The 15,254-nt window shown below is 38.3% G+C and carries 14 protein-coding genes; 8 read left to right on the top strand and 6 right to left on the bottom strand.

Annotated elements, in window-relative coordinates; genetic code table 11:
- Positions 1-3: 3 nt before the first annotated feature.
- Together CD001_RS06450 and CD001_RS06445 are read right to left on the bottom strand one after the other, a co-directional pair.
- The gene (locus CD001_RS06450) at positions 4-1,179 is read right to left on the bottom strand and encodes an arginine deiminase (protein WP_096186732.1); all 1,176 of its coding nucleotides are present in this window, start codon (positions 1,177-1,179) and stop codon (positions 4-6) included.
- Positions 1,180-1,393: 214 nt separating this feature from the next.
- The gene (locus tag CD001_RS06445; protein WP_096186731.1) at positions 1,394-2,905 is read right to left on the bottom strand and encodes a sensor domain-containing diguanylate cyclase; all 1,512 of its coding nucleotides are present in this window, start codon (positions 2,903-2,905) and stop codon (positions 1,394-1,396) included.
- A gap of 225 nt (positions 2,906-3,130) precedes the next feature.
- On the opposite strand from CD001_RS06445, the gene CD001_RS06440 reads away from it, so the two are divergent.
- From CD001_RS06440 to CD001_RS06430, 3 genes are all read left to right on the top strand, one after another.
- Entirely contained in the window at positions 3,131-4,087 is a 957-nt protein-coding gene (locus tag CD001_RS06440; protein WP_096186730.1) for a nucleoside hydrolase, read from the top strand.
- 304 nt (positions 4,088-4,391) lie between these two features.
- The gene (locus CD001_RS06435; RefSeq protein WP_096186729.1) at positions 4,392-5,171 is read left to right on the top strand and encodes a class I SAM-dependent methyltransferase; all 780 of its coding nucleotides are present in this window, start codon (positions 4,392-4,394) and stop codon (positions 5,169-5,171) included.
- 87 nt (positions 5,172-5,258) lie between these two features.
- On the top strand, positions 5,259-5,645 hold the full coding sequence (locus tag CD001_RS06430) for a hypothetical protein (RefSeq protein WP_096186728.1): 387 nt from the start codon (positions 5,259-5,261) through the stop codon (positions 5,643-5,645).
- A gap of 494 nt (positions 5,646-6,139) precedes the next feature.
- Here the strand turns inward: CD001_RS06430 and CD001_RS06425 are convergent, their stop codons facing one another.
- On the bottom strand, positions 6,140-6,985 hold the full coding sequence (locus CD001_RS06425; RefSeq protein WP_096186727.1) for a LysR family transcriptional regulator: 846 nt from the start codon (positions 6,983-6,985) through the stop codon (positions 6,140-6,142).
- Positions 6,986-7,104: 119 nt separating this feature from the next.
- Here CD001_RS06425 and CD001_RS06420 point away from each other — a divergent pair, with 119 nt between their 5' ends.
- Positions 7,105-7,893 (top strand): class I SAM-dependent methyltransferase, encoded by a 789-nt coding sequence (locus CD001_RS06420; RefSeq protein WP_096186726.1) that lies wholly within the window; start codon positions 7,105-7,107, stop codon positions 7,891-7,893.
- Between the two features lie 173 nt (positions 7,894-8,066).
- On the opposite strand, the gene CD001_RS06415 is transcribed toward CD001_RS06420, so the two are convergent.
- The gene (locus CD001_RS06415; RefSeq protein ID WP_096190510.1) at positions 8,067-8,681 is read right to left on the bottom strand and encodes an NUDIX hydrolase; all 615 of its coding nucleotides are present in this window, start codon (positions 8,679-8,681) and stop codon (positions 8,067-8,069) included.
- Positions 8,682-9,198: 517 nt separating this feature from the next.
- Between CD001_RS06415 and CD001_RS06410 the strand changes: the two genes are divergently transcribed.
- Together CD001_RS06410 and CD001_RS06405 are read left to right on the top strand one after the other, a co-directional pair.
- Positions 9,199-9,657 (top strand): metal-dependent hydrolase, encoded by a 459-nt coding sequence (locus tag CD001_RS06410; RefSeq protein ID WP_096186725.1) that lies wholly within the window; start codon positions 9,199-9,201, stop codon positions 9,655-9,657.
- 443 nt (positions 9,658-10,100) lie between these two features.
- Positions 10,101-11,030: a PD-(D/E)XK nuclease family protein gene (locus CD001_RS06405; RefSeq protein WP_096186724.1), complete on the top strand. Its 930-nt coding sequence runs from the start codon at positions 10,101-10,103 to the stop codon at positions 11,028-11,030.
- A 48-nt stretch (positions 11,031-11,078) separates the two neighbouring features.
- Here the strand turns inward: CD001_RS06405 and CD001_RS06400 are convergent, their stop codons facing one another.
- Together CD001_RS06400 and msrA are read right to left on the bottom strand one after the other, a co-directional pair.
- Entirely contained in the window at positions 11,079-11,936 is an 858-nt protein-coding gene (locus CD001_RS06400) for a DMT family transporter (protein ID WP_096186723.1), read from the bottom strand.
- 121 nt (positions 11,937-12,057) lie between these two features.
- Positions 12,058-12,588: a peptide-methionine (S)-S-oxide reductase MsrA gene (gene msrA / locus CD001_RS06395; protein ID WP_096186722.1), complete on the bottom strand. Its 531-nt coding sequence runs from the start codon at positions 12,586-12,588 to the stop codon at positions 12,058-12,060.
- 184 nt (positions 12,589-12,772) lie between these two features.
- On the opposite strand from msrA, the gene CD001_RS06390 reads away from it, so the two are divergent.
- Positions 12,773-13,561: a CPBP family intramembrane glutamic endopeptidase gene (locus CD001_RS06390; RefSeq protein ID WP_096186721.1), complete on the top strand. Its 789-nt coding sequence runs from the start codon at positions 12,773-12,775 to the stop codon at positions 13,559-13,561.
- Between the two features lie 137 nt (positions 13,562-13,698).
- Positions 13,699-15,162, top strand: coding sequence for a spore germination protein (locus tag CD001_RS06385; RefSeq protein WP_096186720.1), 1,464 nt, complete (start codon positions 13,699-13,701; stop codon positions 15,160-15,162).
- Positions 15,163-15,254: the final 92 nt, after the last annotated feature.

The following is a 15,254-nucleotide window of genomic DNA, read 5'->3' as shown; positions in this document are numbered from 1 at the left end:
TTTTCATGTTGAAATAGAAAGTAAAAATCTAATCCCACGTAAATAAACCAGTGAATTCCAAAAAATCCCAGGTGCCAGGCACCTGGGATTTTTTGGTTCCCTCTCACTTGTTGGTTGTTCTCTTATGATTGGCATGCTCATACAGCGTGGTCCGCCCCTCCCTCGAGATAGCTCAGAGCTCGGTACCTCAATAACTTTAATTCCATTTTCTCTCATTAATTGATTGGTGACGTAGTTGCGGTCATACGCGATGACAACACCTGGGGAGATGACGAGTAAGTTTATTGCGCCATTCCATTGCTCCCTAGGAGCATCAATCACATCACCTTGACCACATGAAATCATTAAAATTTCATCTATTTTAAGGAATTTTTGCAATGTTTCCTTTAAGTTATTGAACTTTTCTACCGTATAACCGCCTTCTATTTTTCTTTTAAACACTTGGAGATTTACACTTCTTTTTTCATTAAACAACTCCGGGTGTACGAGGAACTTATCATAATCAATCATCGCAAATACTGTATCTAGATGAACAAACTGTCTTTTTTTCGGTATTTCAATGACAATGATATTGTTGAAGGAGTTTTCTGTAGAAAATATACTTTTTGCAAAATGTTGAATTGCACTTATAGATGTACGTTCACTTACACTGACTAACAACGTTTCTTCATCGAATACAAAAATGTCTCCTCCCTCAAATGATGCTTTCGTTGACCTTTCAAACCACCGCTTTATACCTGGTCGGTAAAGCTCTTGATGGTAATTTGCAGCGTATTGAAATAGTAAAGTTTCTCGCGTTCTTGCTTTTTCATACATGTTACAAATCATTAGCCCCTCACCAACAACTGCGGCAATATCTCTTGTAAAATACAAACTTGGCATAGGGTCTAAGTAAAAAGGATCCTTATCAGTCATCATCTCGTACTTATTTATTTTCTTTTCCGGGGCAATTTCATCTTTAGGTACTCCTTCAATCATTTTCTTAACGAAGTCTTCAGTCGATAAGGATAGGAAATATTGGATTAAATCTTCAACCGGAGCTCCGATTGGAGGCTTACTTTCGATTAGAAATTCTTGTAAAAACGTTTCTTTTACGTGACGTTGTTCAAATACGTCATGAAGTAAATCGTCAAAATAAACAATTTCCACCCCTTTATTTCTTAATGTATCAGCAAAAATATCATGTCTCTACCTCTTTACCAGGTCGCTTTAATAACACTTTCTTTAAAGGGCTTATTTCAGAATATGTTTGTAGCAAAGGTTCCATAAGATAGCTCCTTTATTGTTCCTTATTTACATAACTACCAAAACGATTCCCAAACAAAGCCCGTTTTATTCCAATCACTTCCAAGTGCCAGGCACCTGGAAGAAAACATCCATTTTAGTTTTTATTTTAAGGTTCGTTGTCAATCTTATGATAATATTTGTGTTGGTTTTTCCCTTTCTGCTTCGCATTGTACATCGCAAGATCTGCTCGCTGAATAAGCGTTTCGGCAGAATCACCATCTTCCGGAAAACGACTGATTCCAATACTTGAAGTTACTTGAAGCTTCCTCTTCTTCTCAATGGTTAATGGCTGCTCAATCGAACTTAATAAGTTTTCAATCATCATGTTCATTTCAACTTGCTTTTCACAGTTAATAAACAGGACAAATTCGTCTCCTCCCCATCGTCCGGCAAAGTCATTGTCACTTAAACAGTTTGAGATCCGTTCAGTTAGCTGTAATAATACTTCATCACCTGCATGGTGTCCTAATGTATCATTAATCCGCTTAAACAGATCAATATCAATGAAGAGGAGGTAGTATGAGCGATCTAATAGCTTGTTAAGACAGTCATTAACCTTATCAGTAAATGCTTTGCGATTAAAAAAGCCAGTGAGACTATCTGTTTCAGCCATATGTTTGACCTCTTGCTGAGAATCAGCCAATGCAATTAGCATTCGATTAATTCCCTCTTCTACATTTGTAATTTCATCATTTCCTTTAATCGGAATACGCTTTGTGACATCACGTGAATCTTCAATTTCTTCTAAATGTGCATTCAGTTTTTTCATGCGTGATAAGATAAATCGATCTAACAACAGTAATGTTAGTAATACAAAGACTATTGTTAAACTTCCATAAATAACAATTGCCCAATTTTGACTCGCTTGTGCTTGTAAATAAATGTCTCGTTTTTCTACAAAACTTAGCTGCCCAAACGTATTTGTGTTCGTATAGGGGAACACATATAACCCCTGTATCGTACTGTCATTTCTCGTAACAGCACGTTGCGGTGCATGATCCACATCGGCTTCAACTGACCATGATACAGCTAGACCGGTATCATCTGATATCGAATTCAATAATTCGTGATTTAACATCATTCCCCCGATTAAAACACCGTTCGGGTTTACTGTTCGATTCGTATCATAAATTGGACTTGAGGCAGCCAGTACAACATGACTTCCAATATTCACGATGCCATTGTGCGCCCTGTCAACACTTAGAAAATTATTGAAATACTTAGTGACGTCAATATCGATTAAAGCTGAGGCTCCTTCCGCCTCCCTGTCATAATCAAAAAAAACCAAACTTCCATCTTCCTGTATATAATAAACGAAATCAACTGCAACATTATCAAACGTTTCCTGTATCCAGTTGCTTTCAATATATTCATCATTTTCACCTTCTAAAAATGCATATGTATCGTCCCAAACAGCCCAATCTCTTGTAAAGGCTGATAATTGGTGCAATCTCGTCATTAAAGCACTTTCCACTCGCTGCACGTCTTTGTATGCCATTCTTTCTTCAAGAGCTTCATATTGCTTCATCATTTGCGGGTTTATTATAAAGTACAGAATAACGAGGAGTGTTGATATACACATAAAAATAACACTAAAAGCTTTCCACGTTAGCTTCATTGCTTCACTGCCTTCCTTCTAATACCATCGTTACCCGTAAATTTGCTGCTTAATCCGGAATTATAATCCAACAAAATATAACATATACTGCGAGCGGACTCTAACTATTATCCTACTTTTATATTTATTAATAAAGCTTTTTTTCTGATCATTAAAATTATTTTAATAAGATCCATTCTGTATACTCATGCTTATGAATAAATTATAAAAAAGGAGTGTCTGCGAGTGAAAAAAGTCATTATATTTAGTGACCCGGGTATAGATGATTCTGTTGCCATTATGTATGCGCTATTACATCCCGAAATTGAAGTTGTCGGTATCGTTACCAGTTATGGAAATGTCGATCAAGAACAAGCGACAAATAACGCTGCTTATTTGCTGTCTTTAGCGGGACGAGAAGATATTCCGATATATGCGGGGGCAAATTATCCTTTTTCCGGAGAGATCGTTCGGTATTATCCGGAAATTCATGGAGAGGAAGGACTCGGTCCAATTCAGCCACCAGATACGATCGAAGGGGAATTACTCAATTTTTCCGATATATTTGATCTTATAGAAAATAATCCTGGTGAAATTACGATTATTGACGTTGGCAGGCTTACTTCATTAGCAATTGCCTTTATTATTGGTGACGAAATTATGGAGCACATAAAAGAATATTATATTATGGGAGGCGCTTTTCTCGTCCCAGGAAATGTGACAGAGGTTGCCGAAGCAAATTTCTATGGGGACCCGATCGCAGCAAACCTAGTCATGCAACGAGGTCAAAACGTAACTTTAGTCCCTTTAAATGTAACGAATCGCGCGATTATTACTGAAGATATCATTGATGTGGTAACAGCAAAAGAGTATAATGCATTTACTCCATTACTTGAACCAATTTTTGAATATTATAAAGAAGCTTACGAACAATTAATTCCTGAATTAAATGGAGCACTATTCCACGATGTTTTAGCAGTCTATACCTCAATTAACCGTGATCAATTTGATTTTGCCGAACGTGAAGTTCAAGTCGTTGCGAATGAACCTGTCCGTGGGCAAAGTATTGCTAATTTCCGCCCTATTCCAGAAGAAGAGGAGAATGCCCCTCAAGTAAGTATTGCTTTAGGCTTTGACTACAATAAGTTCATCAATGATGTCATTGAAACACTCACCATTCGTCCATCCACAAACGACAACTAATAGGAGAAAGCGCATCCAATCATATCCGCATATCCATATATCCATATATCCCCAGGTGCCAGGCACATGGAAATAATTACAAATAAGTGAAAATGATTAGAAATAATTAGAAATCATAGGATATCATCAAGTTCTCTTCTTTTAATAACGCTATACACTGTTTAATCTACATTTCTTACTTTGACACACAACACAAACATATATATAAGTTAAATTTATCTTAATAATTAATTTATCGATCATTTTTTTATCTCTCATATTCGAATATGATTAATGTGACATTCATTTAGGAGGTAGAGCAAACATGATCGACAATGAACCAAAACAAAAAGTGAAACAAACCTTTTCGAAGCATGCTCAAAAATATATAGATAGTAAGACGCATGCAAAAGGTGCTGATTTACCATTGCTGCTTGAATGGGCAAACCCTCAACCTGATTGGACTGCACTCGACATCGCTACCGGAGGCGGTCATGTAGCAAAATTATTGTCTCCTTATGTAAAACGAGTCTTTGCTACAGACTTAACGAAACAAATGCTTGAAAATACTGCTAATCATTTACGTGATTTAACAAATATCGATTACGTCATCGCCGATGCAGAAAATTTACCGTTTATAGACAATCAATTCGACTTGATTACGTGCAGAATCGCTCCTCATCATTTTCCTAACCCGGATCTGTTTATCAAGGAAGTGTACCGCACATTAAAAAAAGGTGGAATATTTTGTTTCATTGACAACGTTGCCCCTGATCACCAATCACTGCATTCTTTCATGAACACATTTGAAAAACTTCGTGATCCGAGTCATGTCAAAGCATTATCGATATCAGAATGGAAGATCTTATTAGATGAAACTTCTTTTAAAATATTAAAGGAAAAGACAAGAAAAAAAGATTTCCTATACGAAGATTGGTTAAAGAGAACGGTGGAAAGTGAGGCTGTTGCAAATCAAGTGACCTCGCTTTTCAAAAATGCAGATGACGAAATGAAAAAATATTTTCATATTAAACAAAAAGATAGAAACATCGAGTCCTTTGCTATCGATGAATGGATGGTAATATGCCAAAAAAGTGACACATAATGTTCATTGACTTCCCTAAGCCTGTAAGGCAACATAGTTTTATGTAAGTTAACAGTATGATCATGTTGTTTATTCGGAGGGGAAGTTATGTCATATAGTAAACTCTTGCTCATCGTCTCTGCTATTTTTGCATTACTAGGGACGTTTATGGGTTCACACATGGCTGGAGCAGGATCATATGCTTTACGACCAGTTCATGCTCACATTTTAGTCGTCGGCTGGTTATCATTATTCGCGTGGAGTGTATTTTATAAAGTATACAAACCGAGAAAGTCATTACTGACAAAGTTGCACGTATGGACAGCAATTATAGGAAGTTTCGGTCTGACATCCGGAATGTATATTTATATGCTTGATACGATTCAATTACCAGATACCGTTCAGCTCATTTGGTATATTGTCGGTGGATCGATTTTAGCATTGAGCTTTATTTTGTTTCTAGTATTAGCAATCATTCAAGAAGATACAGAATAGAGAAAGTGAAGAAGCAAAGGGACAACAGTCCGCTTTGCTCTTTCTTTACGATCAGAATTTATTAAACCTATGGACGATAGTATAACAACTATGTCTTTCGCTATTATGACTTGCACGAAATAAGTATCCTCCCGCAAAACGGCGGTTTTAATTTCGCCCTATAAGGGCACTTTACCACCAGAGTCCCTTAAAGGACTTTATTTAATTTGGTCCGTGCCAAAGTTTTTTGAGGGAATCCCTTTTCATAATCATATAGAATTCGAAATCGCTATAGCGGACGCTTTCACTCCAAAGCACAAGTGCGACATCTACTCGTGCTGCACTTCGTTTGCATAGTGTCTTCTTTGCGGCGGGCAATGCCTCAACTTCCTAGGTGTCACACTGTGTGCACCTAGGGGATTTTCGACGATTGCTTTTCCTGCCTGAGTGACCCCTGGCGCTCTTTCGAGTAAAGCATAAGCAAGCACAATTCGCTTGCTGAAGCCAAGTTTTGTTTATATACGATAATGATATAACTCTTGTAAAAATGCAGTGACTTGCGGAAGCTCTTTCGATCGTTCATGATAACTAATCCACGTCTCCCGAATATGAGGAGTCTTAGAATTTAAGGACGTTTTTACAAAGCCTTCCTGTAAGTCTTTCATCGCACTCGCTGGAAGAACCGTCATCCCTAACCCTTTCTTCATTAATTGTTTACACGTTTCAATTTGATCAACTTCAATCGTTTGCGCTACGTGAATGTCCTTTTGCTCGACGAACCACTTCCGAATATCCGATTTTAACGAATCATCAGCCTGAAATTCGATAAAAGGGCGTCGGTCATTGTTCACGAAATCTTCCCGGTCAATAAAATACATCTCGTCTGAGAAAAAATGCTCACACTTTTGCCCGCGAACTCTTTCCCCTCTTACAATTGCTACATGAAATTTCTCAATGTTTTCACGGATCGATTGACTTAATCCGGTTTTAAGCTGAACTTTTACATTCGGGTATTTCTCTACATACGCCTCTAAAATCGAAGGTAACACATATTGACCTACAAGAGATGAAATTCCTAATGAAAGGACTCCTCCGACTTCATTTGAAATCGAGTCAAGCTCGTGACGAATTCTTCGTTCTTCAACCATCACTTTTTTTGCATGCTCAACAATTTTTTCACCCGCGTTCGTCGGAATTAATCGTCTCGGTGTACGAATGAATAGTTCAACTCCCCAATCTTGTTCAATTTGCTTAAGACGTTGACTAATTGCCGGCTGTGAAATAAATAAATTTTCTGCAGCACCTCTTATTGTTCTCGTTTCATCGAGAGCAACGATCAACTCATACTCCTCTACTTTCATCTCCGACCCCTCCCTTAAGTTTTTCTTATAAAATTATTAAATAAATATGACATTTTATTATTGATAGCTTTACTTTACCATAATAAGTGAATGATGATCATGAGAAGGAGGCTGATGAAATGACCATCGATTTTCACGACAAACGCAATAAAAAAAGCTATACAGAGAGAGGAGCAAGCGATAATTGGAAAAAAACAATGCTTCAACTTTTTCCTAATTCGCTTCCTCAAAAAGCTGCAGATATTGGTTGTGGCGGCGGAATTTATACGAGAGCATTAAGTGAGCTTGGAGTGTCTACCGTTACTGGAGTTGATTATTCTAAAGCTATGCTTGAAGCAGCGATTTCTTCTAGTAATGAATATGACTATATTCACTACCATCACGGAGATGCCTTTCATACGAAACTCCAGGACGACTCCTTTGACCTTGTATTATCAAGAGCACTCATCCATCACTTAACCGATTTATCGGCTAGTTTTCAAGAAGCTTACCGGATATTAAGAGAGCACGGTACGATTATTATTCAAGACCGAACACCTCAAGACTGCCTAATACCAGGATCAACCTCACACATCCGTGGCTATTTCTTTACAACCTTCCCTCATTTGCTACCAATTGAAACGAAACGTCGATACGAGAGCAACACCGTTATAGCAGCATTAAAAGAAGTAGGTTTTACTTCGATTAAGGAGCAAAAGCTTTGGGAAACGAGAAGAACGTACGAAACGAAGAACGACCTCTTTCAAGATTTGCGTAACCGAAAAGGTCGCAGTATTTTGCATGAGATTTCAGATAAGGAGCTAACTATTCTTGTTAAAAAATTAGATGAGATTTTGCCGTCTGGACAAATAGTCGAAAAGGACCGTTGGACAATCTGGTCTGCTGAAAAAACCAAATTAAATATGTAAAGTTGCTACCATATAAAACGTCTTTAATAAACAACGGCCTAAAGAGTATCCCTCCTTAGACCGTTGGCTCATTTTCATAAGTGTTATTCTTACTGTACGCTTGTTCTAAGTAAGCTTCTAAATCAAAGTTCTGATTACTTGTCAGCTGTTAACCGCACTCTACTTCAGCAAATCTAATCAATAATTGGCATCTTATCCTCATTCATAAATGAAAATAGCAGCTCAATTTGTTCTTCCGTATTTCTTCCTGTCGATAATGGTGGCAAGTGATCCTTTTCGAAAAAGTTCACTTCCGACGTTTCTAAGCCTTTTTCAAGTGAGCCTTCCAGCCATTCACACTCAATAAATATTTTATAATAGTGAAATAATTGTTTCGGGTGATGATGTTTATTCATATCTAACATCGCTAACAACCTTTTTGCTTTCACATCAATACCTGCTTCCTCGATTACTTCTTTCACAACATTTTCATTTGGAGATAAACCAACCTCACAAAAACCCCCAGGTAATGCCCAAAGGTTGTCCATTTTTTCTTTAACGAGTAAAATCTTTTTATTATGAAAAACAACTCCTCTTACATCTAACTTTGGTGTCGGATAGCCCTGTTCATCATTAAAAATCGTTAGGATATCCTCTGTTCTTTCGTCTAATGAACTCGACATCATCGTTGCCGCTATCGTCATCAGTTCTTGATACCGTTCTTTGTCAAATGGATCCTTCGTAAAGGCTAACCCTGATTGTGCAATGGCTTGAATTCTTCTTACAATCTCCATTTGAAACTGACTCATAACCATCATCCCTCTTTTTTATTATCATATGTAAAAAAATAACCACTGCTTGTACGTATGTTGATCTTCATTGATTAAAGTGTTATAATCATTTTTGTGCCTTTAATGGTATTCATTTATGGTTTATATCTTTTTATTTTTAAACATCAATTCTGGAATCCTGTCCTACATTTATCCTTATTTATACTGGCGCAACCAAGGAGTTGCAAGGATGGAAGAGAGGTAGGGCTTTCGTTATGTAAGTTAAGTGTTTTTAGCTGTCAGACAGAGATCATTACCGCGGCATAAAGGTAATGAACCATAGATATAATGATGAAGGGGTTGTCCGATTGGACAGCCCCTTTTCCAATTCACCAAAGCCACCCCACTCTGGAAAAAATAATCGTAACAAATCTTCTATATAGGTATACGTAAACTTTTTTACAAAAAGTATGAGCAAAATTGCAGATTGTCCAATTTCGCAGATCCTAGTATGATGATATTCATACAAGTTATTTTTTAGGAGCAATGATGCATCATGAGATACTATACACATATCACAACATCATTATCAATGGGTTTATTATACGGGCAATTTACTGATACAGCAATGACAACCGCTACACTATTCGGAGTTGCTGCAGGGGCGATTCTTCCTGATATTGACGAAACTCGTTCATATATCGGCCGGAGGTCAGGTGGACTTGCTGCAATCGTAAAAACGTTGTTTGGTCATCGCGGTATAACACATTCTGGCATTGTGATTGCATTATCATTACTTGGCTTATTTAATACGGACCAGCCATTTTTAACAGGACTGTTTCTCGGGATTATTTTTCATATCGTCGGAGATTTCTTCTCTAAAGGCGGTGTCCCGCTGCTTTTACCATTCAAGAATGACCGATTTAAATTTCCCTTATATCGAACAGGCAAGCCTAGTGAATGGATCATCTTTTGTGGATCACTGTTTTACCTTTATTATTATTTTTTCATGTAACCTAGTGCTCTCTACATTAATTTAATCAATACGTAATAGTGCCATTACATACCGATTTCACCGATATATAAGAGCCTGTTCCAAAGGAGGGCAATAAGAGCTACGAGTGTCACATCACGAGTTTCAACACGGATGTGGTGACTTCGGCGTTCCCTGCAGGACTCTGGGAGTTTAGCCGAAGATTTGATCGATCGAGTTGTCTCGACGGACACGACGTCCTAATCCCGGACATGCCACAGTACGTGGCGTTTTGTCCGGTTGACGGATCCACGACAAAGCTTAGCTTGTAGAGGAAGAGACAAAGTTTTTATCAAGTCGACGAAGTTTTGCGTCGCGGAGCGTATCGTGTTCATACGTAAGTAACGGAGAAACGAGTCAACGCATAGATACGAAAGTTATTTTTCCCGGTCTTTATTAACATGCTCTAAAAAGGAGTTTTCACATTGCAACGTAAATTATATCCTGAATTTTCATGGTCTCTCTCTCGTCACAAGTCAATGATGGACTGTCCACGTAAATATGGATTGATGTACTACACATCGCACAATGGCTGGTTTCGAGATGCTTCTGAGCTTTCTCGAGAGGCTTACCGATTAAAAAAAATCACGAACCTTCCAATTCTATTCGGTCAAGAAGTACACGATATGATAGAATCTGTCATTAACCATTATCTTAAATCTGGTACTGTTCCAACTGAGGAGCGCTTAACCACTCATATTCGTAACCGGTTGAATCTGGCTTTTCGTGATTCTGTCAAAGGATTTGATGAATGGTACCACCGTCCGAATCGATACAATATGCTACATGAAATCTACTATGGTGGCGAGTTGAAAAAAGCTTCAGTCGATGAAATTGAAAAAAGACTCGCTTTATGTATTAATAACTTTTTGAATAGCGACAGTTTCCTCGATTTAACTGCCAGAAAAGACGAAATTAAGTTTCTTGAAAGTGAGCAGTTTCGCACGATGGACATTGAAGGTGTCAAAGTTTTTGTCGTGATTGACGTCCTTTATAAAGATTTAAAAAACAACAAATGGGTCATTGTTGATTGGAAAACCGGTAAAGAAACGATGGATGACCGCCACCAGCTTGCAATATACGCGATGTATATTAGCAAAAAATATCACGTTCCACTTGATCAAATTGAGATTCGCAACGAATATTTACTTACAGGCGAATGCCGAACCCATGAAATGAGTGAATCTGATTTAATGGACGTTTATAACATCATGAAATTAAGTTTAGTAGAAATGGGTAAATATGTTGTCGATGAAGAGGAGAATAAGCCGGTCGAGTTATCATTCTTCCCTAAAACAGAACATATTAAAAAGTGTGACCGCTGCAACTTTCGGCAAATTTGCGAACGAGAATAAGTACGTGCCAGGCACATGGAAGTGATTTTCCAGGTGCCTGGCACCATTTTATATTCGTAATAAGATGATGCCTATAAAAACGAGAGCTAAGGTTACAGCTTGAAAAGGAGTTAACTTTTCCTTTAAATAGAGGATAGATAAGACTGCAACTAGTAAACTATGAGTCGCAAACAAGGGCGAGATGATACTAGCAGGACCTAGCAAAAGCGCCTCAGCATATAACTGCATTCCTCCGAAAGAAAAAAGGCCAGCAAAAAGCCCCCATTTAAATGAAATCCGCTTTTCTTCTTTCGTTACTTCCTGTTTCCCTTTTTTCAACATATAACTTGACCAAGCAATTCCAAACAGATAAGCGAAAAATAAAATTGACGTATTAGAAAGCGCCATTTCTTCAGTTACCTTTAGACCTCCATTTCTTAAAAAGAAAAGAAGCGTTGCCCCAATCGAGAGCACATACCAGATCCGGTTCGGAATTGTCACTTTCTCTTTCGGATCCATTGGTAAAATGCCAATTGCCACAAAGATAAGAAGGACTCCAGCCATTTCCACTCCCCGCAGTTGTTCTCCGTAAAAAATGATCGACATGAAGACAATGAATAAAATATTCGTATTCACGATTGGAGATGTTAAACTTGCCGGTCCATGTTCTAATGCTTTCATATACAACACATTTCCGAACAATGACCCGATACCGATCAATATTCCAGCAATCACAATCGAAAAACTAATTGACCAAGATTGCTGAATAAAAGCGACAATCAAAAATCCAGCAGAGCCACTCACATATAATCCGAATAAGAACGGTGCTAACGGTCGTTTACGGTAAGTGTGGTATTTCATCAAAAATGGCGATATGCCAAATATGATTGCACTCGCTAACGCAATTAAAAACCACATCATTATCATGACCTTTCATCTTCTATTGGAACTTATCGTATTGCTCTTGTATATAGTGCCTGGCACCTGGTGGTTACTTCCAGGTGCCAGGCACTTGTAAAAATTTGTTATTCAATTAAAAACTCAATCATTATTTCCAGTTTTCATTCTTAAACTGTTCGCGGCCTGATTCAATTTGTTCTTGGTTATACTTCTCAGGGTTTTTCTTATAAAACTTCTGGTGATACTCTTCCGCTTCATAAAACGGTGCAGCTGGTAGAATTTTGGTCACGATAGGTGCCTTAAACCTCCCACTATTTTCAACTTCTTTCAACGATTGCTCTGCCTCATTTTTTTGAGCATCATTATGATAGAAGATCGCTGTCCGATATTGACTGCCTCGATCAATAAATTGTCCGCCATCATCGGTCGGATCAATTTGCGGCCAATATAAGTCTAGTAGTTTTTTATATGGAAATAAAACAGGATCAAAAGTGATTTGGACAACTTCATAATGCCCTGTTTCTCCTGTTTTCACTTGCTCATAGGTCGGGTTTTCAACATTTCCTCCGCTGTATCCGGAAACAACATCGATGATCCCTGGCAGTTCATCGAAAGGTTTCACCATACACCAGAAGCAGCCTCCTGCAAAGGTAGCCTTTTCAACATTTTTATTTGTCATCTCCGATCCCCCTCTACATTTCATCACTACGTTACTTTATCATAGCATAGTCACCGATTGTACCGAAAAGAAAAAACCCCCCCAAAAGAATACTTTATAATTTTAATTTTGCTAATATTCCATTAATAATTTGAAACCTTTCCATAATCCATTTCGTACTTTAAGAAAAAGAGGAGGCCTTCCCATGAATCCCCATAAACCTTGGCGCTCATTTCTCATTTTTCTATTATTAGGACTCATTGGTGCACTCACACTCATTCCAATGTTAATCGAAACCGTAGAAATACAAATTGACCACCTTGGCATTGACCCTGGTATCCCTATAGAACTGCTTGGGGTACTATCAATAATGAACCCGTTAATCTTAATCATCTTAGCTACAGTCATTGGTCACCTTCTCGCTCGGAAAGTCGGTTTAACATCTTTTATATACGAAAAAGATGTCTTTAAAAAACCATTTTGGGCATCGTTTAAGCCAACGATGAAGCATGGAATAATTGGTGGAATTGCAGCAGGATTAATCATTATTGTAGCTGATCTTCTTTTTATACCTTGGCTTCCAGAAGACCTTGTCCAAACAACCGGATCTCCTGACTTCCTTCAACTTCTATCTGGTGTTTTATATGGCGGTATTGTCGAGGAGATAATGATACGCTGGGGATTTATGACCCTCATTGTTTGGGTCATTTGGCGACTTTTTCAACGAAAAAAAGCAAAGCCTGCTCCTTTCGTATTTTGGGTGTCCATCATTCTGTCATCACTCGTTTTTGCGATTGGGCACTACCCTGCAACTGCGGCAACAACAACTGTCACGACAGCTGTTTTCATCCGAATGCTCATCTTAAATGGCGCAGCTGGTATGATCTTCGGATGGCTATATTGGAAAAAAGGGTTGGAAACAGCGATGCTCGCCCATATATTTGCTCATATAACAATGGGAATCGCCAGTTTAATATTCATAGCATTACTCTAAATTCTTCCTTTGCCTTGCGCTCAATATGCGCAAGGTATTTCTTTTTTATACCTGGAACATCCTTGTATCGCTCCATATGTAAAAAATGTATATTCTTTTGTACTCATTGTAAAAATATACGAAATGAGGTGAATGCAATGAGCGAATCCCAAGTTCCTATTTTTGAAACGTTTGAAGAAAACATTGAGTACTTAAATAAAGAGTTGAGAATTGAAGAGAACTTCGATGTAATCCACCATAAACTTGTTTACGGTGGAAGAAAATTCGGGTTATTTTTTGTTGATGCATTCGCTAAAGATGAAGTGATGGTTCATATTATGCGCCACTTATCACTCATTGACCACGGTGATTTAGATGATGACCCGATCACAAATTTAGTACAAAAACTAATTCCACATTTAGAGGTAGAAACGACCGATGACCTAGAGGAAGTAATCGGACAAACGCTCGCGGGTCAAGCATCTTTTATCGTCGAAGGGTGCCAAGAAGCTGTTTTAATTGATATTCGTGAATATCCGGCTCGATCTCCTGAGGAACCCGATATTGAAAGGGTTGTTCGTGGTCCACGTGACGGATTTATTGAGACGATTGTTTTCAACACTGGTTTAATGAGAAGACGGCTTCGGGACCGCTCACTCGTGATGGAATATTTACAAATTGGCCAAAGATCTAAAACAGACCTTGCTCTTGCTTATATTGATAGTGTTGTCGATCACGATTTAGTTGAGCGAATAAGAAGGAAACTAGAAAATATCGATATTGACGGATTAACGATGGCGGAAAAGACCGTTGAAGAGTTTATGTTTAAAAAGAAAAACAGCTTTCCATTTCCGTTAGTTCGATATACAGAAAGACCAGATACCGCAGCTACACACGTACTCGAAGGCCACGTATTAGTCTTTGTCGACGGCTCTCCTAGTGTGATGATTTGCCCTACAACATACTGGCATCACCTGCAGCATGCTGAGGAATACAGGCAAGAGCCATTAGTCGGTGTATTCTTACGTTGGGTTAGGTTTATTGCAGTGTTCGTTTCTCTTTTCGTATTGCCATTATGGTATTTCTTTGCTGTCACTCCGGAGATCGTTCCGGAATCGATTCATTATGTTGGACCTGATGACCCAGGAGAAGTCCCACTTTTCGCACAAATTTTAATAGCTGAAATCGGCCTTGAAATTTTGCGGATGGCAGCGATTCATACTCCAAGTGCATTGGCAACAGCACTCGGCCTCGTCGCCGCGATTTTGATCGGGGAAGTCGCCATTGAGGTTGGACTGTTTACACATGAGGTTGTTCTTTATATCGCAATTGCCGCAATGGCGAGCTACGCCACTCCGAGTTATGAAATGAGCATCGCAAACCGGATTATAAGGATCCTTTTATTGCTTGCAACTGCTGCCTTTGGTGTGCAAGGATTCGTACTCGGGACTACTGTTTTAATTTTTATGCTAACAGCTGCCAAAACGTTAAATACACCTTACATGTGGCCATTTATTCCATTTGAACCGAAGGCATTCGGTGATGTTTTATTCAGAACACCGGTACCGTTAAAAAATAATCGACCATCTATCCTCCATACAACAGACCGAACGAGACAATAAACATAAGTTTAAAAGTGCTTAGTGCGTGACTAAGCACTTTTCTTTTTTACTTGAACATGAAATGAACAGACTGCTACATATTGCTGTTAATA

Source organism: Evansella halocellulosilytica (genome assembly GCF_002335745.1).
Lineage (GTDB): Bacteria > Bacillota > Bacilli > Bacillales > Salisediminibacteriaceae > Bacillus_CA > Bacillus_CA halocellulosilytica.
Note: the sequence above shows the minus strand (reverse complement) of the source record. Positions and strands in the feature narration are given on the sequence as shown.